The sequence below is a fragment of the Marinobacter sp. NSM genome, from assembly GCF_052380025.1.
Lineage (GTDB): Bacteria > Pseudomonadota > Gammaproteobacteria > Pseudomonadales > Oleiphilaceae > Marinobacter.
The window spans coordinates 72823-95944 of sequence record NZ_JBQTCK010000002.1; the positions used below are offsets into that span (position 1 = coordinate 72823).

Below are 23122 nucleotides of genomic sequence, written 5' to 3' on the forward strand. Positions count from 1 at the left end.
CTCACCCTGAATCTGCCGATTATTGGAAGCCCGGAATGGACAAACTCCTGATCATCATGGACCCGAAACACAAGCACCAGACCGCACTGAGCCGGGGCATTGAACTGGCCCGGGCGACCGGTGCCAGCCTTGAAATCGTGGCCTTCGTGCATGAATATCTGGACGCCCTCCCCTCCGTCCCGGTGGTTCAGAACAATGCACGCAAGGCACTGATCGAGTCACGCCAGGAATGGCTGGAGAAAATGCTGGCACTGGCAAACTGCGACGACCTGAACGTGGTCGCCCACACGGTCTGGGCCAAGCAGATTCACCAATGGATTAACGAGCATTGCGAACGCGAGAATATCAGCACCGTGGTGAAAACCGGGCATCGATCCGAGACGTTCCTGTACACACCCACCGACTGGCATCTGATTCGGGAGTGCCCGGCGCCGGTGATGCTGGTGGCAGACAACAAATGGAAGAAAGCACACCCGATTCTGGCCGCCATTGACCTGAGCTCGGAGAAGCCAGTTAAACGGGCCCTGAACAACCGGATTATTGATCATGCCTGGCGGCTGGCCAAGGCCATGGATACCGACCTACACCTGGTACATGCGCTCCACACATCGGTGGTGCTGGCTGATCTGGACATCATTGATACCGCCGCCCATACACGCAAGCGCGAGGAAGAACTGAAGCCCAGAATCGAACACCTGCGCAACACCTGGCACCTGAACCCGGAGCAGGTTCACATTGTCGCTGGCCCGGCACAAAAAGTGATCCCGAGTGTCGCCAACAAAATCAAGGCTGATATGGTGGTCATGGGCACCACCGGCAAAACCGGTCTGGCGGCCAAAGTTGTCGGCAATACGGCTGAGAAAGTGCTGACTCACCTGAGAACCGATCTCGTGGCCATTAAACCGGCCGAGAAAGAATAAGGCAGAAACGGGCCGGTCTACTCCGGCCCGCGACAATCATTCAAGGTTTTGCACCTGCTCCCGAATTTGCTCGATCAAAACCTTGAGGTCCACCGCCGCGCGGGTAACCGCCGCGTCAATACTTTTGCTGCTGAGGGTATTGGCTTCCCGGTTCAGCTCCTGCATCAGGAAATCCAGCCTCCGGCCGATGACATCATCGTTTTTCAGGGTATCGGTCACTTCACTGATATGAGCCTCCAGCCGGTCCAGTTCCTCGGCCACATCACTCTTCTGCGCCAGCATCACCATTTCCTGGGCCACACGCTCCGGCTCCAGCTCCACTTTTGCTTTATCGAAGCGATCCCGCAGATTCTGCTCCTGGGCGGCCAGCAGCTGCGGCATTTTCTCACGCACTTCTGTCACCAGCTTGCCCATGGTGGCCAGACGTTCCTCAAATAACGGCCGCAAGCGCTCGCCCTCCCGCTCGCGAACGGACATCAGCTCTTTGACCGCGTCTTTGAAAAGACCGGCAGCCGCCTCTTTCGCAGCGCTGTAGTCTTTCTCCGGCAAAGACATCACGCCTGGCCAACGCAAAATATCCAGTGCATTAATATGGGCCGGGTTATCGAGAATGCGGTTGATGTGGTTGGCCGCCTCGTTCACCGCCTTGGCCATTTCATCGCTGATTTCGAAGCTCTGCACCTCGTTCTCCGCAGACTGCAGGCGCATGGAGATATCCACCTTGCCCCGCTTTAACCCCTGACTGCGCAGCTCTTCTCGAAACCGGTTCTCCAGTTCCCTGAACGCCTCCGGCAAACGGAAAGACGGCTCTAGGTAGCGGTGATTTACGGTACGGATCTCACAGGTGAGCGTACCCCAGTCACCCTGGGTATCCTTGCGGGCAAAAGCAGTCATGCTGCGGATCATATTGGCTCCATAACCGATGAACAGAAGCGTCGAGTTTAACAGGGTATTTGCCCAGGCGGCGAACCCGACCAAAGATCACCCTGCAGGCCACCGCCCCGGGCATGCTACGTGTTATACTCGCCGACCTTTCAAAGATTCCGCCCGGCACCGCCCGGACATGTATTTTCATAAACAGGACACACTATGCGACCAAGTGGCAGAACGCCCGAGCAACCCAGAGACGTCCGCATCACCCGCAACTACACCCGCCATGCCGAAGGCTCGGTTCTGGTAGAGTTTGGTGATACAAAAGTCATCTGTACCGCCTCTGTTGAGAACAAGGTACCGCCGTTCCTGCGCGGCGAAGGCAAAGGCTGGATCACCGCCGAGTACGGCATGCTGCCCCGTTCTACCGGCAGCCGCATGGGCCGCGAAGCCGCCCGCGGCAAACAGGGTGGCCGCACCGTGGAAATCCAGCGCCTGATCGGCCGCAGCCTCCGCGCCGCGGTTGACCTGGAAGCCCTGGGCGAGCACACCATCACCATCGACTGCGACGTTATCCAGGCCGACGGCGGCACCCGCACAGCGGCCATCACCGGTGGCTGCGTGGCATTGGTAGACGCCCTGAACCACCTGGTAGCAGCCAAGCGGCTGAAAAAATCACCGCTCAAGCAAATGATCGCCGCCATTTCTGTGGGCGTTTACAAAGGTACGCCGGTAGCCGATCTGGATTACCCGGAGGACTCCGAAGCGGAAACCGATATGAATGTGATCATGACCGATCAGGGCGGTTTCATCGAAATTCAGGGTACTGCGGAAGGCGCGCCGTTCGAGCAAACCGAACTGGACTCCATGCTGGCTCTTGCGCGTAAGGCGATTAACGAGCTATTTGAAATCCAGAAAGAAGCTCTGGGCGCTGAAGCCTGACGACCTACTGAAAACTCGCGGGTTCGGAGGGGGAAGCCTTTCCGGGACCCTCTCCGGCCATGGATTGCCGGAGCGGAGCGCACAGGGATGTGCTCGTAGCGTGTCCCGGAAAGGCTTCCCCCTCCGGACACGCGGTCGACTATCTCAACGCTTAAAAGCCGATTTCAATATCATAATCCATGATCACCGGCGCGTGATCAGAGAAACGGGTGTCTTCATCAATCCAGCCATCACGGATGGTCTTGCGAATACCCGGCGTCAACAACTGGTAATCCACCCGAATACCCGCCTTCTTACGGGAGCCCTCGGTTTGCTCCGGCCACCAGGTAAACTGATTGCTATGTTTGTTGATTTCCCGGAAACCATCAATGCAGCCCATCTCATCAAACAGGCAATCAAGCCATGCACGCTCATGGGGCAGGAAACCGGAGAAATCCGTCTTGTGGTACAGCGGGCTGGCGTCCGTCACGTGATGGGCGGTCTGCAGGTTGGCGCAGAAGATGAACTGCCGGCGCTTACGCAGGGTCTTCTGCATATGCAGGCCGAAGGCTTCCATGAACTCGTCTTTGTGATCGAGCACGGTCAGGTCATCTTCACCAAGCAGCTCGTCTTCCCGGCCAAGGGCGCAGGGCGCCAGCACGCAAGCCACGGAGACCTTGTCGAAATCCGCCTGGATAAAGCGACCTTCGCGGTCTGCCTGCTCATTAGCAAACCCGTACATGATGGCCTTCGGAAAATGGCGAGTGTAGATACCCACACCACCGTGTTCGTTCAACTCACCATCAATAAAGTAGGCCTCATAGCCTTCCGGAATCAGGTTTTTGTCTTCTACTTCATAGGCACGCATGCGGTGGTCCTGCACACAGACGACATCAGCGTCCTGCTCTGCAAGCCAGTCAAAAAAACCCTTCTCAACGGCCTGTTCAAGACCATTGACGCTGATTGTAACTACCCGCATACATGTTCCCTGATTCGGTTTGTGTGTATGATACCGGTTTTACGCTTTAATTAAAGATCAAACCCCGCCAGAAGCCTTGCCATGCACGACTATCAGCAAAATTTTATCGAGTTTGCCATTGAGCGGAATGTTCTGCGCTTTGGAGAGTTCACGCTCAAATCCGGCCGAACCAGCCCCTACTTTTTCAATGCCGGGCTATTCAATACCGGAAACGACCTGTTGCAGCTAAGCAAAGCCTATGCCGCAGCCATCGAACGCAGCGGCCTGAATTATGACATTATTTTCGGCCCCGCCTATAAGGGCATTCCGTTGGCCACAGTGACCGCTATGGCCCTTGCAACAGACGGTAACAGCAAACCGTTTGCCTTCAATCGCAAAGAAAAGAAAGATCATGGTGAGGGTGGCAATATTGTCGGCGCCCCACTACAAGGTAAGGTACTGATTGTGGATGACGTAATCACTGCCGGCACCGCCATTCGGGAATCCATTGACCTCATTCGTGCCGCTGGCGCGGAGCCCGCCGGCGTGCTGATTGCGTTGGACAGGCAGGAGAAAGGCAATGGCGAGTTATCCGCCATCCAGGAAGTGGAGCAGGAATTCGGCATCCCCGTTGTCAGCATCATTCGTCTTGAGCAGGTACTGGACTACCTGAAGTCCAATCCGGAGTTTGCCGGCCACGCGGAAACAGTGGCCAGCTATCGTGACCGTTACGGAGTCTGACCATGCACCACCGTGTGTCCAAATCAACGGTTATTGCCAGCCTGGCCGCAGCAGGACTGCTGCTGTCCGCCAGTGTGCAGGCCAATATGTATCGTTACACGGATGACAACGGTCAACTGGTGATCAGCAGCACCATCCCGCAGGAAGCTACCAAACACGGCTACGACATCCTCAGTACCAATGGCCGGGTGATTGAAACCATTCCACCCGCCCCCACAGCCGAGGAAATCGCCGCCCGGGAAGCGGAAAAAGAGCGCCAACGTCAGGCCGAGATTCAACAGGAGCAGGATCGCCAGCTGTTGAAGCGCTTCAGCCATCCAGACCAGGCTGTTCGCGCCATGCATCGAAAGATTCGCGAATTGGAAGGGATCATCCAACTGAAACGGGGCAACATTTCCGTAATTTCCAGCCAGCTTGACAGCGAACAAAGCCGGGCAGCCGACATGGAGCGGGCTGGCAGGGAGATTCCGGCAGCAACCCTGGAAAGGTTTCGTCGGCTGGAATCACAGATCCGGGACGTGGAACGGGAAATTGCCGCTCAGCAGCAGGATATCGGTGCGATGAAGAAAGAATTTGAGGCCGATATTGAGCGGCTGGAAATCGTCACAGGCCAGGAGCGGACGCTACCGCTGGATCCTGAGTGACTATAAGGCTTAAAACAAAGAGGGCGCTCAGTTGAGCGCCCTCTTTGTTTACAGCTAACCCACCTGATCAGGCGGAAGCTGTTTCCTTCTTGGCTGCCGCCTTGCGCGCCGCAGGCTTGCGCGCAGCCGGCTTCTTGGCAGTTACTGCCTTTTTGGCATCCTGGGCAGCTTCCGCTACGTCTTCTGCAGCTTCGGAAACGGCATCAGCGCCTTCTGCCGCTTCTTTCTCCAGCTTGGCAACCAGTTCGGCCGCAAAATTGCCGAAACGGCTGTTCAGGCTGCGCAGCTGCTCGAACAGGTTCTCGGAGTAACCGGTGTAACGCTTGCGCAGGGTCTTTACGCTGTATTCGCGGGCTTCTGCTTCCAGCTTCTCTGCGTAATCAAACGGCTTGGAAGCCAGCTTCTTCTGCTGCTCTTCAGCAGCGTTGATGCCCTTCTCAACGATGTCCTGCAGTTGTTCCTGGTAGGATTTAAGTTTACCCATGGTAGTTCTCCTTGATATTAGGATCGTTTAGACACCACAAGCCCTTGCTTCTGCGTGCCTTTGGTAACTTTCACCTGCCAAGGTACGGATAAAAATTAGAATGTTCATACTAAAACCAATTTTCGGTTTTTACAGATAGTTCACTTGATCGAAAGGTAGTGGCTGGCATAATCGCATCTTGTTTCAGGTAGCCCGTCTCCCGGTTTTATTCAGGCTCCATACGATCAGTAACCAGAGAGCCCTCCACGGCTCCGTATGCGAGTTGACCATGAAAATTCTACTGCCACCACTACCCGGCCAGGCTGTGCTTTGCCTGCTGATTATTGCCCTTGCCTCCATGATCACTGGCTGTCAGGAAGACACTCGCGCCAGCAAACTCGACACACAGCGCGCCTCGGAAGTCTCAGATGCCCGGCTGAAACAGGCACAGTCAAACCTGCTGGCCACACTGGGGCAATCGCCCACGGCGAAGGAGAGCCAGCATCCTGCGGATAATACCGAAAGCCCCCTCACCCTGGCCTGGAATCCACCAATGACCCGCGAAGATGGCTCGTCACTGGCACCTGGCCAGATCTCCGGGTATCGCATCTATTACCGGATGAAGCACAAGAATGATTTCAATATCATTCCGTTGAACGATGCCAGCACAACCCGTTACCGCCTCGAGGACATGCCCCCTGGCGCCTACGAGTTCTCGATTACGACGGTCGATGTGGATGGGCTTGAAAGCCGACGCTCAGACCCGGTGGAAGTCAACCTGATCTGAGCGCAAAGGAAAGGTGCCAGGTTACCAGCGGAAGATCACCCAGCTTGGGATCAGCAGGTCAGACTCAGTGTCCTGAATCCAGCCGCCACCAGATGGCACCAGGTAGTATTCGGGCCCAACATTAGGCACCACCTTGATTTCCATAAGCTGGCCATTCACGCGGTATTCATAGAACACTTCATTCTCCCCCGGCCGGATCACAATTTCCGGCCCGCCTTCCGGGGGCTGGTAATCGGAGATAACCACAGGCTCCTGGGGCGTGACCACCGGGGTGGCATCCAGCGAGCCTTCTTGCTGCGCCATCACTGGCAACGCCACAAGCCCAGCCAACACGGTGGAACAGGCGATTCGTTTCATTTTCGTGGTACCCTTTCGTTCATCTTTCTGGCTAGAGTTGCACAAGCCAACCAACGCTTCAATCAGATTCCGGACCGGCTTTGATATGACTGAGAAAAAGACCCCACCCGTGGTTCTTGTTGACGGATCGTCCTACCTGTTTCGCGCTTACCATGCGCTGCCGCCACTGACTACCAGCAAGAACCATCCGACCGGAGCCATCAAGGGCGTTATCAGCATGCTGCGGCGTCTTGAGCAGGATTTCCCCGGCTCCAAGGTAGTGGTGGTGTTCGATGCCAAAGGCAAAACCTTCCGCCACGACATCTATGAAGAGTACAAGGCCAACCGGCCACCCATGCCGGAAGATCTGGCCGTTCAGATCGAACCGATCCACGAAATCGTCCGCGCCATGGGGCTACCCCTATTGATTGTTCCGGGCGTGGAGGCTGATGACGTCATTGGCACCCTGGCCTACGAAGCCACCAGCAAGGGTATCGACGTAGTGGTCTCCACCGGCGACAAAGACATGGCCCAGCTGGTGAGTGACCACGTGACCCTGATCAACACCATGACCGAAACCGCCATGGACCGGGAGGGAGTGGTCGAGAAATTCGGCGTAACCCCGGAACAAATCATCGACTACCTGGCCCTGGTGGGTGACAAGGTGGATAACATACCGGGCGTAAATAAATGTGGCCCGAAAACCGCGGTGAAATGGCTGCAGACTTACAACGATCTCGACAACCTGATCGAACACGCCGACGAGATCAAAGGCAAGATCGGTGAATACCTGCGGGAAGCCACCGGCACCCTGCCCCTGAGCCGGGAACTGGCCACCATCCGCCTTGATGTCGACCTGGACTTCGGCCTGGAAGATCTGCAGGAGCGGGAACAGGACGACAATTCCCTGCTGGAACTGTTCAAGGAATACGAATTCCGCAGCTGGATTGCTGAGTTGGAGAACAACGAAGGTTCCGCCAGCGACCAACGTGAGCGCTCCACCGAGCAGGAATCCGCAAAACCGCTAGAGAAACAGTATTCCGTGATTACCGAGCAGGGAGAGCTGGATACCTGGCTGCAACGCCTGAAAGCCGCCGACCAGTTCGCCTTCGACACCGAAACCACCAGCCTGCGCTACATGGACGCCGAAATCGTGGGTGTGTCTTTTGCTATCGAGCCGGGGGAAGCGGCCTATGTGCCACTGGGCCACGATTACATGGGGGCACCGGATCAACTGGACCGCGACGATGTGCTCGCCCAGCTTAAACCGCTGCTGGAAAACCCGGACGTGAATAAGATCGGCCAGAACCTGAAGTATGACAAGAACGTACTGGCGAACCATGGCATCCACCTGGAAGGCATTGGCGACGACACCATGGTGGAATCCTATGTGCTCAACTCGGTGGCCACTCGCCACGACATGGACAGCCTGGCCCGGGAATACCTGGGTGAACAGACCATCACCTACGAATCCATCGCTGGAAAGGGCGCCAAGCAGCTCACCTTCAACCAGATTGATCTGGAGAAAGCAGGCCCCTACGCCGCCGAAGACGCCGACATTACCCTGCGCCTGCACCAGGCTTTGAGCCCGAAACTGAAAGAAACCGGTAAGCTGGAATCGGTTTACCGGGATATCGACCTGCCGCTGATACCGGTGCTGTCGCGCATCGAACAGCGGGGCACCCTGATCAGCGCCAGCACCCTGCGCCAGCACAGCCAGGAACTGGCCGAGCGCATGGCGGAACTGGAGAAAGAGGCCCACGAGGTGGCCGGCGAAAGCTTCAACCTGGGCTCCACCAAGCAGCTTCAGGCCATTCTGTACGACAAGTTCGGCCTGCGGGTGATCAAGAAAACTCCGAAGGGTGCACCCTCCACCGCCGAGCCAGTATTGCAGGAACTGGCCCACGAGCACGAACTGCCCCGACTGATCGTGGAACACCGTAGCCTGAGCAAGCTAAAGTCCACCTACACGGACACCCTGCCAGAGCTGATCCATCACCGCACCGGCCGTGTACACACCTCCTACCATCAGGCGGTGACTGCCACGGGGCGCCTGTCATCCTCCGAGCCGAACCTGCAGAACATTCCTATCCGCACTCCGGAAGGCCGCCGCATTCGCCAGGCCTTTATCGCGCCGGAAGGCTACAAACTGCTGGCGGCGGACTATTCCCAGATCGAGCTGCGGATCATGGCGCATCTGTCCGGCGACAAGGGCCTGCTGAGGGCCTTCGAACATGGCGAAGACATTCACAAAGCCACCGCCGCCGAGGTGTTCGGCGTGAGCCTGATCGAGGTCAGTTCCGACCAGCGCCGAAGCGCCAAAGCCATCAACTTTGGCCTGATCTACGGCATGTCCGCCTTCGGCCTGGCCCGCCAATTGGAAGTCGACCGCAAGACCGCCCAGGAATACATTGATCGCTACTTCGAGCGCTACCCGGGCGTGCTCAAATACATGGACAATATCCGCAAACAGGCCCACGACGACGGCTACGTGGAAACCCTGTTCGGCCGCCGCCTGTACCTGCCGGAGATCAACGCCCGAAACAAACAGCTGCAACAGGCTGCCGAACGCACCGCCATCAACGCACCCATGCAGGGAACCGCTGCCGACATCATCAAGCGGGCGATGATTGATGTTGACCAATGGCTTCGCACCGAGCATGCCGACGATGCCTGTATGACCATGCAGGTGCACGATGAATTGATCATCGAAGTTCGGGAAGATGCCCTCGAGACGGTACGCAAAGGCCTGGTACAGCGGATGTCGGCTGCCGCCAAGCTGGATGTACCATTAGTGGTGGACGCCGGCACCGGAGACAACTGGGATCAGGCCCACTGAGGCCTCACCCTTTCCTGATAACGCCCTGTTATTGTTCATTTTCACCAGAAAAGCACAATGACAGGGCGCCCTTTCTCCATTTCTCGACCCTCCGGCTCCATTTGACCACCTTCCGGGCACGGCACGAAAACTGCAGCCATCTGAGGGTCTGGGCTCTCTGATGCCCTATGCCGTGACTGCAATGCGAGGCCTATTCCATGAATTCCGCAGTGAATGAACGCAACTGGTTATTCGACCCGTCCCACCTGAAGCTGGTGCAACAGTGCCGAAGGCTGATCCAGTCTGAATTCGGAGTAAAGCTTCATTTGAACGAAGACCACCTGGCGGAGCACCTGGCCGAGTACGCGGGTAAAACCCGATCAAAGCATCTGGTTCATACCTGGGAGGCACTGAAACAAAGGGTACCCCAACTCAGCGAGGTGGAGCACGAAAGCAGCGAAGCAAAGACGTACCGTGGCCAGGCCATTGCAGGCAGCGTCTCAAGCGATAAACAACACGAAGGCGGGGAGGAAGCCCGACCACGGAAGAAACAGGTTATCTACCGTGGCCAGGTAGTGGGCTGACCCGGGCGCGCCGGGCCAGTCATTCAGGAGGTCAGCCGGTTAGAAGGCCTTGCTGAACTCAATGGCGGCGCTCCAGGCGCTGAGGTCGTATTCGGCCTGGTAGTTAGATAGGCTGATTGGATCACCCGTTGGGTCGTCGTGACTATACTCATGGTCATCGACCTTGGCAGTGCCGTCAAAGATCAACGTTCCGACTGCAGCGTCGACTGTCCAGCCACTTGCAACATCTTTCCATTGCGCACCCAGCGTCAACCAATGACGATCAGTGGAAGGAATTCGGGCAGTTACATACTGATCAACAGGAGATTCATCGTAGGCGTAACCCGCTTTGAACGCCCATGCGGGTGTTGCCTGCCAGATACCCCCCAGATTGAACTGCCAGGTGTTCTTCCACTCTTCTGTCACGTGGTTGATTGGGTCAGGGGCCTGGCCACCATTGAGTGCGCCCAGAATTCCTGAGACCTGCCCGGTCTCCCCCTCGCGACTAACAATATCCAGTTCTTCAAAGCGGCTCCAACGTGAATAAGTAGCGCCAGCCAGAAGGGTTATGTCGTCAGTCAGCTTGTGCCTGGCACCAAATGAGATGCTCTCCGGAATCGCCAAAGGAACTTCAACCCTCTCGGTTGCTGTCGTCACTGGCGTGAAAGGGGCCCCAGGAAGACCAGTAACTTCCATATCTCCTTTCAGGTTAAGCTCCGTACCTGTTTGAGCGGTCAACCCGAATTGTGTACGTTTAGACAACTCATACAAAAAGCCCACCCGAAAAGTCACACCAATATCATCCCCTTCCACATCAGCGTATGGCTCTGCTCCAGTTGCAGCCAAAGGCGATGCGCTCAAGTCTTGATAACGGCTAAGGCGACCTTCTGCATATAGCACATTAAGTCCCAACCCCATCGACAACCCCTTGCCATTATTGAGAGCGATGGACGGGGTAAATGCGATCGCAGTCAACTCAGTCTTGTCAGCAAAAAAACGACCGGCAAAATCATTCTCGTAATCTGCAGCCAGTCCGTACGGCGCGTGAATACCAAAGCCAACGTCGATAGAGTCGTTGATTTCATGGGCCAGGTAGAAATTAGGCAATACTGCTGGGTCGGCGATATCTCCGCCATTCCTATAATCACCTTCATCAACCGGCTGCCCATCGGCACCAATTGCACGGATACTGGAGGTCTTCGCCTTTGCATCAATATCCAACACCGCCGCACCAAACGAGATATTGGTCCCAGACAGCTGGCTCATACCTGCCGGGTTAAAGAATACGGTAGTGGCATTCTCAGGATTAGCCGCAGCACCGGCATTGGCGGTACCCATAGCACTGGCGCTCTGTTCATTCAGGGCAAAGCCGCCAGCCATAACAGTAGCCGGAGCCGCAACGGCTGCCAGGGTGGCGAAGCGGATGGCCTTTACGAGTGCATTGGTATTCTTGTGCATGGTGTCTCCTTTGTTAGTCTCGCGCGGAGTATACGCAGGGCACCATCATGGCCTCAAATGCCAAAACTACTGGTTGCAGGCACTAACAAAGTACGACTTTGGTATTAAGGCGGCCCCGGACAGGGCCGCCTGGAAGGAGGATCGATGCTCGGTTTCGATCAATCGTCCTGAATGGTGAGCTTGTCGACCGAAGATGATAGCTTGTCGGCGCCCTGGGCATCGGCACCGAGCTTGATCATCAGGCGCAAATCGTTGGCGGAATCCGCGTGGGCCAAAGCGTCTTCATAGGTGATGGAGCCTTCGGCGTACAGCCGGTACAACGCCTGGTCAAACGTCTGCATGCCGGACTCGTTGGACTTGGCCATCAACTCTTTGAGTTTGTGCACTTCGGCTTTACGAATCAGGTCCGCCACCAGCGGCGTATTGATCAATACTTCGATTACGGCCTTGCGGCCTTTGCCATCCGGCGTCGGCACCAGCTGCTGAGCCACTATGGCGCGGAGGTTCAGGGAGAGGTCCATCCAGATCTGGTTGTGCTGTTCCGGCGGGAAAAACTGGATGATCCGGTCCAGGGCCTGGTTGGCGTTGTTGGCGTGCAGGGTGGCCAGACACAGGTGGCCGGTTTCTGCGAACTGTACCGAATATTCCATGGTCTGGCGGGTACGCACCTCACCAATCAGGATAACGTCCGGCGCCTGTCGCAGAGTATTTTTCAGGGCCACTTCGAAGCTTTCGGTATCGATGCCCACCTCCCGCTGGGTGACGATGCAGCCCTGGTGCTGGTGCACGAATTCGATAGGATCTTCGATGGAGATGATGTGGCCGCGGCTGTTACGGTTCCGATGGCCGAGCATGGCGGCCAGGGAGGTGGACTTACCGGTACCGGTGGCGCCCACAAACATGATCAGGCCACGTTTGGTCATGGCCAGGTCTTTGACAATCTCGGGCAGCGCCAGGTCGTCAATCTGGGGAATCTTCACTTCAATCCGTCGCAATACCATACCGCACAGGTTGCGTTGGAAAAATGCGGACACCCGGAAGCGGCCAATACCGCGGGCGCTGATGGCGAAGTTACATTCGTGGGTTTCTTCGAATTCGGCGCGCTGTTTGTCGTTCATGGCGCCGTAGACAAACTCCCTCGTCTGCTCCGGCGTCAGCGCGTTTTTGGTCACAGGGAGCACTTTCCCGTTCACCTTCATGCTTGGCGGTACACCCGCTGTAATGAACAGGTCCGAACCGCCTTTTTCCACCATCAGCCGTAACAGTTTTTCGAATTCCATTTTTTGTACCCAGTCTTCATTGTTTGGTGCCTGGGTGGAGCGGGTGCAGCTTCCCAGGACACGCTGTCAATACGTCCATGTAAGCTTGACTGCAGCATCCATGCTGCAGACAGTCCTGGGAAGCTGCACCCGCTCCACCCGTCAAACTGTATTCGGGGAGTCTGGTGAACTCCCCTTCCGCTCCTGGCACCAACGACACGGCCCGGAGCAATCCAATTAAAAGTTATCAGGCATCTTGGCCTTGGCCCGCGCTGCTTCGCGGGAAATCAGACCCTTCTGCAGCAGGCGCTCCAGGCACTGGTCGAGGGTCTGCATGCCCAGCGAGCCACCGGTCTGGATGGATGAGTACATCTGCGCAATCTTGTCTTCCCGGATCAGGTTACGGATCGCAGACGTACCGATCATGATCTCGTGGGCGGCAATCCGGCCGCCGCCCATCTTCTTCATCAGGGTCTGGGAGATAACCGCCTGCAGGGATTCGGACAACATGGACCGCACCATGGACTTTTCCTCGGCCGGGAACACGTCAACCACCCGGTCGATGGTCTTCGCAGCGGAGGTGGTGTGCAGGGTGCCGAACACCAGGTGGCCGGTTTCTGCGGCGGTCAGGGCCAGCCGGATGGTTTCCAGGTCCCGGAGCTCACCTACCAGGATGATGTCCGGGTCTTCCCGCAAGGCGGAACGCAGGGCTTCGTTAAAGCCCAGGGTATCCCGGTGCACTTCCCGCTGGTTGACCAGGCACTTTTTCGAGTCGTGCACGAATTCGATCGGGTCTTCGATGGTCAGGATATGCTCATAGCGGGTGTCGTTGATGTAGTCCATCATCGCCGCCAGGGTGGTGGACTTACCGGAGCCGGTGGGCCCGGTGACCAGGACCAGGCCACGGGGTACGGACGAAATATCCTTGAACACCTGCCCCATGCCCAGATCTTCCATGGTCAGAACCTTCGAGGGGATGGTCCGGAATACAGCGCCGGCGCCACGGTTCTGGTTGAAGGCGTTTACCCGGAAACGGGCCACACCCGGCACCTCGAACGAGAAGTCGGTTTCCAGGAACTCTTCGTAATCCTTACGCTGCTTGTCGTTCATGATGTCGTAGATCAACCCGTGCACTTCTTTGTGCTCCATCGGGGGCAGGTTGATGCGGCGCACGTCGCCGTCAACACGGATCATGGGGGGCAGACCGGCAGACAGGTGCAAATCCGATGCGCCCTGTTTCGCCGAAAAGGCAAGCAGTTCAGTAATATCCATAGGATTCCTCGGAGGGCTTTTTCTTTTAGTCCAGAAGCGGCAAACTCACACTATGAGCAGCATAGCAGACAACATCGGGAGCGTAACCCGACGCATACAAAAAGCAACATTGAAGGCAGGCCGGGACCCCGGCAGTGTGCGCCTGTTGGCAGTCAGCAAGACACGCCAGCCAGACGAACTCAGGGTCGCTGCCAGTGCCGGCCAGGTTGCCTTTGGTGAAAACTACCTTCAGGAGGCGATGGACAAGATTGAAGCCCTGAAGGATCTCAATCAGATTGAGTGGCACTTTATTGGCCCCATCCAGTCCAACAAAACCCGTCAAATTGCGGAGATGTTCGCCTGGGTGCACAGCGTTGATCGGCTGAAGATTGCACGCCGCCTGAGCGAGCAGCGACCTCCCGGTTTACCGCCATTGAATCTGTGCCTGCAGGTCAACATCAATGTCGAGGACAGCAAATCCGGCTGCACGCTGTCCGAACTGCCCGAACTGGTGGATGAGATCGGCGATTTGCCTAACGTGAAATTGCGAGGGCTAATGGCGATTCCCGATCCAGACCAGTCCGAGGCAGATCTGCGAATGAGTTTTCGCAAGCTGGCCAATACCCTGCGGGAGCTTAAACGGGCGTCTCCTGAGGCCGGCCCGATGGACACACTGTCTATGGGCATGTCGGATGATCTCGAGATCGCCATAGCAGAGGGTGCAACCTGGGTTCGCGTAGGTACCGCTCTATTTGGGGCAAGGCCATCCAAACACAGCCAGAGCTGAAACCGCTGGTTCCTGCTATCATCGCATTCAACGAATTCACTGACCAAAGCCCTGGAGTGACCCTTGAGCACATCACCCACGATTTCTTTTATAGGTGCCGGCAACATGGCCAGCGCCATCATCGGCGGCATGTTGGAGAACGGCTACCAGGCCGGTAATATCTGGGTAAGCGCCCCTGACGATGGCCACCTGCAATCCATCCGGAAGCGCTTTGGTGTCAGCGTTACCACAGACAACCGGTACTGCGCCCAACAGGCGGATATTGTGGTATTGGCTGTTAAGCCCCAGGTGATGGCGGATGTCTGCCACGACATCGCCCCGATGGTGCAGAACACCCGCCCGCTGATGGTTTCCATCGCCGCAGGGCTGACCGCTGAAACTCTGGACACCTGGCTTGGCGGCGGCATGCCGCTGGTTCGCGTGATGCCCAACACACCATCGCTGGTTGGCAAGGGTGCCGCCGGGCTGTTTGCCAACGCACAGGTCAAAGACGCTCAGAAGACATCGGTACAGTCGATGTTCGAAAGCATTGGCTCAGCGCTGTGGGTGGACGACGAAGAGCAGCTGCACGGCGTTACCGCGCTTTCCGGAAGCGGCCCGGCGTATTTCTTCTTGATGCTTGAAGCTCTGGAAGGCGCCGCCACCGAAGCCGGCATTGCACCTGAAACCGCCCGGGCACTCGCTATTCAGACCATGGCTGGCGCGGCTGAAATGGCGGCCCGAAGCGACGATGACCCGGCACAGCTCAAACGCAACGTCATGTCCCCCGGCGGCACCACCGAGCGTGCAGTGAATACCTTTGAGGACGGCGGCCTGCGGCAACTTGTGAAAAAGGCCTATGGCGCAGCGTTTGATCGCTCCCGGGAAATGTCCAAAGAACTGGCAGATAAACAGTAACCGTTAACGGAGACACAGCTACATGCTGGCAGATATTGTGATTACGATCCTGCTGATCGCGTCCACCTTCTACATGACCATCGTACTGCTGCGCTTCCTGCTACAGCTGGCTCGGGCCGACTTCTATAACCCGATTTCCCAGTTTGTGGTGAAGGCCACCAATCCGCCGCTGCGCCCGCTGCGCCGTTTCATTCCCGGCTGGGGCGGCATTGATGGAGCAGCGCTGGTACTTGCGGTCATTATCCAGGCCATTACCTTCTTCCTGATCCTAGTGGCCCTGAACGGCGGGATTCCCGGCATCAATCCGATTACCCTGCTCGTCTGGGCGGTTTTGAATGTGCTCAGCCTGATTGTCAAAATCTACTTCTGGTCAGTGATTGCCGTGGTGGTGGTCAGTTGGATTGCCCCGCAAAGCAGCCACCCGGCTATCCAGCTGGTAGCGCAGATTACCGAACCGGTCATGCGACCGGTGCGCAGCGTCATGCCTTCCATGGGCGGGCTGGATCTGTCACCAATCATTGTGTTCCTGATACTGAACGTCATCTCTGTGGTGATTGACCATATGAAGATCGCCGCGGGCCTCGGCTCCATCGGCCTTGGAATGTAACCTGCCTCACAGATATACATTCAGTTACAGTTTTATCCATTTCGCAACACCGAAGGCTTCAGCGTCAACAACATGATTCTGAAGCCTTTTTTGCATCAGAACCCGACCTACCGCAAAAAATGCCTACTGGCGCACCCCACCCAACTGACTAAAAAGGCTACTATTAACGTCATTTAATCTCGGAAGTCGCGCAGAAGGATTATCCAATGAATCAGCAGGGAACTCTGTCGCAGCAGGTTGAGGCATACCACAACTGGAAGAAAGAGCTGATACGGCAGATTGGCCGGTACCGGCTCTGGCTGCAAGATAACAATCTGTTCTCGGAAGACGTCAGCACCCGAATTCGCCATGGCCTTGAACTGCTCATTGCAGATGAGCTGACCATCGCCTTTGTGGGCGAGTACTCCCGCGGCAAAACCGAGCTGATCAATGCCCTGTTTTTCTCGGAGTATGGTCAGCGCATGCTGCCGTCCCAGGCAGGCCGCACCACCATGTGCCCCACGGAGCTGTTCTTTGATCGCAGTGCCAACCAGAACTACCTTCTGCTCCTGCCCATTGAGACCCGGACCGGCGAGCTTTCCCTGCAGCAACTGCGCAAGCAGCCTGAGCGCTGGGTAAAGCACGAGCTGGACGAGCGCAACCCGGAAGTCATGCGCGAGGTGCTGGCCGAGGTTGCCCGCATCAAAAGCGTGACCCCTGACGAAGCACGCCAGTTGGGCTTTGACGAAGCCATGCTGGAACACGATCGCAACAACCCCGGCAATGTACTGGTGCCTGCCTGGCGCAACGCCCAGATCAGCATTCGCCACCCGCTGTTCGAGCGTGGCCTGCGCATCCTCGACACGCCGGGGCTCAACGCGCTGGGCTCCGAACCAGAGCTGACCATCAGTATGCTGCCCCGCGCCCACGCGGTCATTTTTGTGTTAAGTGCGGACACCGGCGTAACCGCCAGCGATATGACGATCTGGAAAGATCATATCGATACCGAACACGCCGACCATCGGGCCGGCCGGTTTGCCGTGCTGAACAAGATTGATGTGTTGTGGGACGACCTGCAGGGCGAGCAACACACCGCCGATGCCATTGAGCGGGTACGCACCTATACCGCGGAACATCTGAGCATACGCCAGCAAGATGTGATTCCGCTGTCGGCAAAACAGGGACTGCTGGCCCGGGTGCGCAAAGACAACGAGCTGTTCAGGCGTTCCAACATCGGCCAGCTCGAGCAACTGATTATTCAGCGAATCCTGATGCACAAGGAGCAGTTGATTACCCAGAACCTGATCAACGATCTTCTGGGCATGCTTCAAAACAGTCAGGCGGCCATGCAATACCGGCTTGAATCACTGGAAGAAGAACGCCAGGCCTGTGCCGGCGCCACCATGGACAAGGCCGCCCTCAGCCGGCTGGCAGAGCGCGCCCAGAAAGACTATGACTTCTACTACAAGAAGCTGATCACCCTGCGTTCCTCCCGCCGGCTCATGGATTCCCAGGGAGAGATGCTGAAGAATCTGGTCGCCGAGGATCGTTTTGAAAATCACGCCGCCAAGGTTCGTCACACGATGTCCAAGAGCTGGACGACGGCCGGCATGAACCGGGCCATGGACCATTTCTTTGAACTGTTGGAAAGCGACCTGACCAACCTGCTGGCCGAAGGCAGGCTGGCGGAGAAAATGGTCGGAGCCATCTACCGCCGTTATAACGAAGACACCCGGGCCAGGCACCTGGAGCCCATCCCGCTGCGGGCGGGCCGCCATGTGATCGCTATTCGGGAACTGCGCAAGAAAGCCAAGCGTTTCCGCATCAGCCCGAAAAACCTGCTGACTGAACAATCGCTGCTGGTGCGTCGTTTCTTCAATGTCATGGTGGGCGAAGCCCGTACTCTTCACGGCCGGGTTCGCAAAGATGTGGAGCGCTGGCCCCAGGAAGCCCTGCTGCCGATCATGCAGTATTCCATGGAGCAGAAACAGCTGTTGGAGCACCAGATCCGCCGCCTGCGCGACATGGTCCGCAGCGACCGGGACAGCCGCGCTGAGCGCCAGCGCCTGGATAATGCCATTGTCGACCTGCGTAAACAGCTGGAACTGGCCGACGCCATGATGCGGCAAATCCGCAAGCCGGCCCCCACCATGATTCAGCAGAAAGTGGTCAATATCTCAGGCGCCATCTGAAGGACCGGGGCCCGCTCGAACATCGCGCGGGCCCCGAAAACGGCGCCGCAGCCACGCGCCGGTTGCAGCAACCCCCACCCGCCTTTAAACTGCGATGCTGTCGCGCTTTTCTGAACACTCCAAGGCCAATGGCCAGACACTTATGGACCGGACCAGGAACTCATCACCGCCATGCCTGATTCCCTGCCCTCGGACTCCGTGGGCCTTGTAAGCCCCCAAACCATTCACTTTGACACGCCGATCGAACTGGCGTGCGGCCAGATCCTGGACAGTTACGACCTGGTGGTGGAGACCTACGGCACCCTGAATCCGGACGCCAGCAACGCGGTGCTGATTTGCCATGCACTCAGCGGCCATCACCATGCCGCGGGCTATCACAGCATGGAGGACAAGAAGCCTGGCTGGTGGGACAGCTGCATCGGCCCGGGCAAGCCGATCGATACCAATCGTTTTTTTGTGGTCAGCCTGAACAATCTGGGAGGCTGCCACGGCAGCACCGGCCCCAATTCCACCAACCCGGCAACCGGCAAGCCCTATGGCCCGGATTTCCCGGTGATTACCGTTGCCGACTGGGTAAAAAGCCAGGCTTACCTGGCTGAACATCTGGGCATTGAACGATGGGCCGCGGTGGTCGGCGGCTCGCTGGGCGGCATGCAGGCGTTGCAGTGGAGCCTGGATTACCCGGAACGGTTGCGTCACTCGGTGGTGATTGCGTCCACGCCCCGACTCAGTGCACAGAATATCGCTTTCAATGAAGTGGCTCGCCAGGCCATTACCTCCGACCGGGAGTTCCACGACGGCCGATACTACGATTTTGGCGCGGTGCCCCGCCGCGGCCTGATGCTCGCCCGTATGGTCGGCCACATCACCTACCTTTCCGACGCCTCCATGGGTGAGAAATTCGGCCGGGAGTTGCGGGAAGAGGCCTACAAGTTCGGGTTCGACGCCGAGTTCCAGGTAGAAAGTTACCTTCGTTACCAGGGCGAGCGTTTCTCAGAAAGCTTTGATGCCAACACCTACCTGTTGATGACCCGGGCCCTGGACTACTTCGATCCGGCTTATGCCGCCGGCGGGGATCTGGCCAAGGCTCTGGCACCGGCAAGCTGCGAGTACCTGGTGCTGTCGTTCAGCACCGACTGGCGCTTTTCGCCCGAACGCTCCGAAGAGATGGTGAACGCCATGATCTCTGCCCGCAAGAAGGTCAGCTACGCCGAAATCGATGCCCCCTGGGGCCATGACGCGTTCCTGATTCCAACCCCCAGGTACACCGATATTTTCACCGCCTATATGGACCGGGTGGCACGGGAGGTGGGCGCATGAGACCAGACCTGGAAATCATCCAGCAATGGGTCCAGCCAGGGCATCACGTACTGGACCTGGGTTGCGGCAATGGCACCCTGCTGGACTTTCTTCAGCGGGAGCGAGGCGCCACGGGGTTTGGCCTGGAGATCAACCCGGACCACATCACCACCTGTATGGCGAAAGGGGTGAGCGTGATCGAGCAGAACCTGGACACCCAGGGGCTGGACAATTTTGACGACGGCATGTTCGACGTGGTTCTGATGACCCAGGCCCTGCAAGCCGTTCGGCGACCGGACAAAGTGATCGAAGAGATGCTCCGGGTCGGCCGCGAGGGCATCGTCACCTTCCCCAACTTTGCCCATTGGCGCCTGCGCTGGGGACTGGCTCTGAGTGGCCGTATGCCCGAATCCGACGCACTACCGTATAAATGGTATAACACCCCCAACATACGGTTATGCACCTTCAAGGATTTTGAAGCCTTGTGCCGTCAGAAAGGCATTCGCATCAAGAGCCGCCGGGTGGTAGACGGTCAGCACCAGAACAGCTGGCTGGCCAGGCTCTGGCCGAACCTGTTGGGGGAAATTGCCATCTATCGAATCACGCGGGAGAACCCATGATGATGACTCGTTCGATAACTCGCCTACTGACCCTGACCCTGGGACTGCTGTTATTCGCTCAGGCGCAGGCCGGCCAGGAAGACTTCGGTGACTACCAGGTGCGCTGGAGCATTTTCCCAAGCACCTTCCTTGACCCGGAAGTAGCCAGGGCCAACAACCTGCAACGCAGCCGGGGCATTGGCATCATCAACATTTCCATTATGACCGAAGGCGAACATGGCCAGATCCGGCCGGTTGGCGGGCAGGTACAGGGCCAGGTTACCAATGACATCCAGCAGGTGAATTTCCTGGCCTTCCGTCGTATTCAGGAGGGTGACGCGGTCTACTTCGTTGCTCAGTACCAGCACCGCCCCGGCGACCTGATGACGTTTAACATCACGGCCCGGCCCACTGGCCACAACCGGGATCTGCCAGTTCGCTTCTCCCATACCCTGTTCAATGACTGACACCATGAGCCAGAAATTCGTCATCGCCAGCAATAACAAGGGCAAGATCGCCGAACTGACAGAACTGCTCAGTCCCCTGGGGTTGCAGCCGGTTGCCCAGGGCGAACTGGGCGTGAGCGAGGCCGAAGAACCGGCGGTCACCTTCGTTGAAAACGCCATCCTCAAAGCCCGCCATGCCGCCCGGGAAACCGGGCTGCCAGCCCTGGCAGACGACAGCGGCCTGGCTGTGGATGCCCTCAATGGCGAGCCCGGCGTGCGCTCGGCGCGGTACGCCGGCGACGCCGCTTCCGACGCTGACAACGTGGCGGCACTTCTGGATGCCTTGAAGGACGTTCCCGACCCACAACGCACTGCCCAGTTCCATTGTGTTCTGGTGTATCTTCGACATGCCGACGACCCCACGCCAATCATCTGCCATGGCCGCTGGCCCGGGCAGATCCTGACCGAGCCCCGGGGTGACGGCGGTTTCGGTTATGACCCTGTATTCCTGGCGCCGGAGTTCAACTGCAGCGCCGCAGAACTGACCCGGGCACAGAAGGGCAAGATTAGCCATCGGGGCCGGGCCCTGGCCAGCCTGCTGGTACAACTCCAAGCGGAGCGGTAAACCGATGACCGCCACCCCGGTTGCGGTCTGCCCGCCACTGAGCCTGTACATCCACGTGCCCTGGTGCGTGCGCAAATGCCCCTACTGTGACTTCAATTCACATGCCATCAAGGGGGAAATTCCGGAAACGGCCTATCTGAACGCCATTCTGGAAGATCTGGATCAGGACCTGCTCTATATCCAGGGGCGCCCTATCAAAACCGTCTTTATCGGCGGCGGCACTCCTTCCCTGATGAGCGGCGCCTTCTATGAACAGCTGTTCGACGGGCTCCGCCAACGCCTGGCGTTTTCGACCGATGCGGAAATTACCCTGGAAGCCAATCCCGGCACGCTGGAAGCGGGCCGCTTCGAAAGCTTCCGTGCAGCCGGCATCAACCGGCTGTCCATCGGGGTACAGAGTTTTCACCCGGAGCACCTGCAATCCCTGGGCCGCATCCACGATCAGGCCATGGCTCACCGGGCCATCGAATCCGCCCGGGCTGCCGGGTTCAACAATTTCAACATCGATCTGATGCACGGCCTGCCGGGGCAAACTCCGGAACAGGCGGTCAGCGACCTGCACGCCGCACTGGCCCACCGGCCAACCCACCTGTCCTGGTATCAACTCACCATTGAGCCGAACACCGAATTCTTCTCGCGACCACCGGCGTTGCCGGACGACGATCGGCTCTGGGACATATATCAACAGGGGGCGACCCACCTTCGGTCAGCGGGCTTCGATGATTACGAGATCTCGGCCTGGAGCTTGCCTGGTCGGGAAAGCAGGCATAACCTGAATTACTGGAGCTTTGGCGACTATCTGGCGCTGGGTGCCGGCGCCCACGGCAAAGTCAGCCTGGCCGACGGCCGGATTCTGCGGTACTGGAAAACCCGGCAACCAGACGCCTACCTGCAAAGGATCGGCTCCCGCACCTCCGGTAGCGAAGAGCTGGCACCGGAGGACCGGCCGCTGGAGTTCATGATGAATGCGTTACGCCTGAAACGGGGCACATCGGAACAACTGTATCTTGAGCGTACAGGTTTACCCTTGTCGTCAGTTGCGGTACAACTTGAGCAATTACGCAAACAACATCTGCTGACCCCTGATCGCCTGCAGGCGACCGAGCAAGGACAGCGTTACCTGAATAGCCTGCTGGAGCACTTCCTCTGATGAATTCAGCTCAGCACACCGTGCCATCCGGGCCTCGCCCGATGAAACCGCCCATTAAGGTATCCATCCTGGTGGCGGTGGCGCTGTTCCTGGTTCTGATGGCCATCAACCAACCCCTGAAGACCGGCTCTGCCCCTCAGGGCATTGTCAGCTTCCAACTGGCAGGCACGGCGGACCAGGCCTACGCCATTATCCGCAGCTGGCGCGAGAACGGCCTGATCTGGGCAAAAGCGTCATTGTGGGTAGACTTTCTGTTTATCGTGGCTTACCTGGCCGCGCTGTTGCAGTTGACCAGACACTTCACCCGGGACAGGCCCGGCATCCGGGAGCGCAAGGTCGCACGCTGGGTGCGCGCACTGTTTATCACGGCAGGGCTGAGTGACGTGGCTGAGAACATTGTACTGCTGAACAACCTGAGCCCGCCCACAGACTCCATGAGCATGACCGCCACTATCCTCGCGTTGATCAAATTCACCGGGCTACTGCTCGGAGTGGCCGGACTCGTCATCATCCGGGCTGCCCGCCGGCATCCGCTGAGCCACTCCTGACACC

At 57.8% G+C, this 23122-nt stretch carries 24 protein-coding genes; 17 read left to right on the forward strand and 7 right to left on the reverse strand.

The window, feature by feature from the left end; genetic code table 11:
* Nucleotides 1–35: 35 nt before the first annotated feature.
* Nucleotides 36–920: a universal stress protein gene (locus tag ACTZWX_RS04390; protein ID WP_444712898.1), complete on the forward strand. Its 885-nt coding sequence runs from the start codon at nucleotides 36–38 to the stop codon at nucleotides 918–920.
* Between the two features lie 36 nt (nucleotides 921–956).
* On the opposite strand, the gene ACTZWX_RS04395 is transcribed toward ACTZWX_RS04390, so the two are convergent.
* The gene (locus ACTZWX_RS04395) at nucleotides 957–1826 is read right to left on the reverse strand and encodes a YicC/YloC family endoribonuclease (protein WP_444712899.1); all 870 of its coding nucleotides are present in this window, start codon (nucleotides 1824–1826) and stop codon (nucleotides 957–959) included.
* A 183-nt stretch (nucleotides 1827–2009) separates the two neighbouring features.
* Between ACTZWX_RS04395 and rph the strand changes: the two genes are divergently transcribed.
* Complete coding sequence (gene rph / locus ACTZWX_RS04400) at nucleotides 2010–2732, forward strand: ribonuclease PH (protein WP_444712900.1); 723 nt, start codon at nucleotides 2010–2012, stop codon at nucleotides 2730–2732.
* Nucleotides 2733–2883: 151 nt separating this feature from the next.
* On the opposite strand, the gene ACTZWX_RS04405 is transcribed toward rph, so the two are convergent.
* A complete protein-coding gene (locus ACTZWX_RS04405; RefSeq protein WP_444712901.1) occupies nucleotides 2884–3690 on the reverse strand; it encodes an exodeoxyribonuclease III in 807 nt (268 codons plus the stop codon).
* 81 nt (nucleotides 3691–3771) lie between these two features.
* Between ACTZWX_RS04405 and pyrE the strand changes: the two genes are divergently transcribed.
* On the forward strand, nucleotides 3772–4410 hold the full coding sequence (gene pyrE / locus ACTZWX_RS04410; RefSeq protein ID WP_061332566.1) for an orotate phosphoribosyltransferase: 639 nt from the start codon (nucleotides 3772–3774) through the stop codon (nucleotides 4408–4410).
* Nucleotides 4411–4412: 2 nt separating this feature from the next.
* Nucleotides 4413–5054, forward strand: coding sequence for a DUF4124 domain-containing protein (locus tag ACTZWX_RS04415; RefSeq protein WP_444712902.1), 642 nt, complete (start codon nucleotides 4413–4415; stop codon nucleotides 5052–5054).
* Between the two features lie 67 nt (nucleotides 5055–5121).
* Here ACTZWX_RS04415 and ACTZWX_RS04420 read toward each other — a convergent pair whose 3' ends face one another.
* On the reverse strand, nucleotides 5122–5538 hold the full coding sequence (locus ACTZWX_RS04420) for a hypothetical protein (RefSeq protein ID WP_444712903.1): 417 nt from the start codon (nucleotides 5536–5538) through the stop codon (nucleotides 5122–5124).
* Between the two features lie 268 nt (nucleotides 5539–5806).
* Here ACTZWX_RS04420 and ACTZWX_RS04425 point away from each other — a divergent pair, with 268 nt between their 5' ends.
* Nucleotides 5807–6304, forward strand: a complete 498-nt coding sequence (locus ACTZWX_RS04425) for a fibronectin type III domain-containing protein (protein WP_444712904.1) — start codon at nucleotides 5807–5809, stop codon at nucleotides 6302–6304.
* A gap of 21 nt (nucleotides 6305–6325) precedes the next feature.
* Here ACTZWX_RS04425 and ACTZWX_RS04430 read toward each other — a convergent pair whose 3' ends face one another.
* On the reverse strand, nucleotides 6326–6661 hold the full coding sequence (locus tag ACTZWX_RS04430) for a DUF2782 domain-containing protein (RefSeq protein ID WP_444712905.1): 336 nt from the start codon (nucleotides 6659–6661) through the stop codon (nucleotides 6326–6328).
* An 85-nt stretch (nucleotides 6662–6746) separates the two neighbouring features.
* On the opposite strand from ACTZWX_RS04430, the gene polA reads away from it, so the two are divergent.
* The gene (polA, locus tag ACTZWX_RS04435) at nucleotides 6747–9479 is read left to right on the forward strand and encodes a DNA polymerase I (protein ID WP_444712906.1); all 2733 of its coding nucleotides are present in this window, start codon (nucleotides 6747–6749) and stop codon (nucleotides 9477–9479) included.
* 197 nt (nucleotides 9480–9676) lie between these two features.
* Complete coding sequence (locus ACTZWX_RS04440; protein WP_444712907.1) at nucleotides 9677–10042, forward strand: hypothetical protein; 366 nt, start codon at nucleotides 9677–9679, stop codon at nucleotides 10040–10042.
* 39 nt (nucleotides 10043–10081) lie between these two features.
* On the opposite strand, the gene ACTZWX_RS04445 is transcribed toward ACTZWX_RS04440, so the two are convergent.
* The 3 genes from ACTZWX_RS04445 to ACTZWX_RS04455 all read right to left on the reverse strand — a co-directional run bounded on the left by ACTZWX_RS04445 (nucleotide 10082) and on the right by ACTZWX_RS04455 (nucleotide 14010).
* Nucleotides 10082–11479 (reverse strand): OmpP1/FadL family transporter, encoded by a 1398-nt coding sequence (locus ACTZWX_RS04445; RefSeq protein WP_444712908.1) that lies wholly within the window; start codon nucleotides 11477–11479, stop codon nucleotides 10082–10084.
* Nucleotides 11480–11637: 158 nt separating this feature from the next.
* Complete coding sequence (locus ACTZWX_RS04450) at nucleotides 11638–12759, reverse strand: PilT/PilU family type 4a pilus ATPase (protein WP_061332594.1); 1122 nt, start codon at nucleotides 12757–12759, stop codon at nucleotides 11638–11640.
* Between the two features lie 216 nt (nucleotides 12760–12975).
* On the reverse strand, nucleotides 12976–14010 hold the full coding sequence (locus ACTZWX_RS04455) for a type IV pilus twitching motility protein PilT (protein WP_058091364.1): 1035 nt from the start codon (nucleotides 14008–14010) through the stop codon (nucleotides 12976–12978).
* A gap of 52 nt (nucleotides 14011–14062) precedes the next feature.
* Here ACTZWX_RS04455 and ACTZWX_RS04460 point away from each other — a divergent pair, with 52 nt between their 5' ends.
* From ACTZWX_RS04460 to ACTZWX_RS04505, 10 genes are all read left to right on the forward strand, one after another.
* Nucleotides 14063–14776, forward strand: coding sequence for a YggS family pyridoxal phosphate-dependent enzyme (locus tag ACTZWX_RS04460; protein ID WP_444712909.1), 714 nt, complete (start codon nucleotides 14063–14065; stop codon nucleotides 14774–14776).
* 63 nt (nucleotides 14777–14839) lie between these two features.
* Nucleotides 14840–15673, forward strand: coding sequence for a pyrroline-5-carboxylate reductase (proC, locus tag ACTZWX_RS04465; protein WP_444712910.1), 834 nt, complete (start codon nucleotides 14840–14842; stop codon nucleotides 15671–15673).
* A 22-nt stretch (nucleotides 15674–15695) separates the two neighbouring features.
* Nucleotides 15696–16280 carry a YggT family protein gene (locus ACTZWX_RS04470; protein WP_061332558.1) on the forward strand — a complete coding sequence of 195 codons (585 nt, stop codon included), beginning with the start codon at nucleotides 15696–15698 and terminating at the stop codon, nucleotides 16278–16280.
* Nucleotides 16281–16486: 206 nt separating this feature from the next.
* Nucleotides 16487–18451, forward strand: coding sequence for a dynamin family protein (locus ACTZWX_RS04475; RefSeq protein WP_444712911.1), 1965 nt, complete (start codon nucleotides 16487–16489; stop codon nucleotides 18449–18451).
* Nucleotides 18452–18622: 171 nt separating this feature from the next.
* Nucleotides 18623–19771, forward strand: coding sequence for a homoserine O-succinyltransferase MetX (gene metX, locus ACTZWX_RS04480; protein WP_444712912.1), 1149 nt, complete (start codon nucleotides 18623–18625; stop codon nucleotides 19769–19771).
* Nucleotides 19768–20370 carry a methionine biosynthesis protein MetW gene (gene metW, locus ACTZWX_RS04485; protein ID WP_061332555.1) on the forward strand — a complete coding sequence of 201 codons (603 nt, stop codon included), beginning with the start codon at nucleotides 19768–19770 and terminating at the stop codon, nucleotides 20368–20370. Before metX ends, metW begins: the two co-directional genes overlap by 4 nt.
* Entirely contained in the window at nucleotides 20370–20816 is a 447-nt protein-coding gene (locus tag ACTZWX_RS04490; protein ID WP_444713411.1) for a DUF4426 domain-containing protein, read from the forward strand. Before metW ends, ACTZWX_RS04490 begins: the two co-directional genes overlap by 1 nt.
* A 4-nt stretch (nucleotides 20817–20820) precedes the next feature.
* The gene (gene rdgB, locus ACTZWX_RS04495) at nucleotides 20821–21420 is read left to right on the forward strand and encodes an RdgB/HAM1 family non-canonical purine NTP pyrophosphatase (RefSeq protein WP_444712913.1); all 600 of its coding nucleotides are present in this window, start codon (nucleotides 20821–20823) and stop codon (nucleotides 21418–21420) included.
* A 4-nt stretch (nucleotides 21421–21424) separates the two neighbouring features.
* Entirely contained in the window at nucleotides 21425–22570 is a 1146-nt protein-coding gene (hemW, locus tag ACTZWX_RS04500) for a radical SAM family heme chaperone HemW (protein ID WP_072678615.1), read from the forward strand.
* Nucleotides 22570–23118 carry a hypothetical protein gene (locus tag ACTZWX_RS04505; protein WP_444712914.1) on the forward strand — a complete coding sequence of 183 codons (549 nt, stop codon included), beginning with the start codon at nucleotides 22570–22572 and terminating at the stop codon, nucleotides 23116–23118. Before hemW ends, ACTZWX_RS04505 begins: the two co-directional genes overlap by 1 nt.
* The last annotated feature ends 4 nt before the right edge of the window (nucleotides 23119–23122 follow it).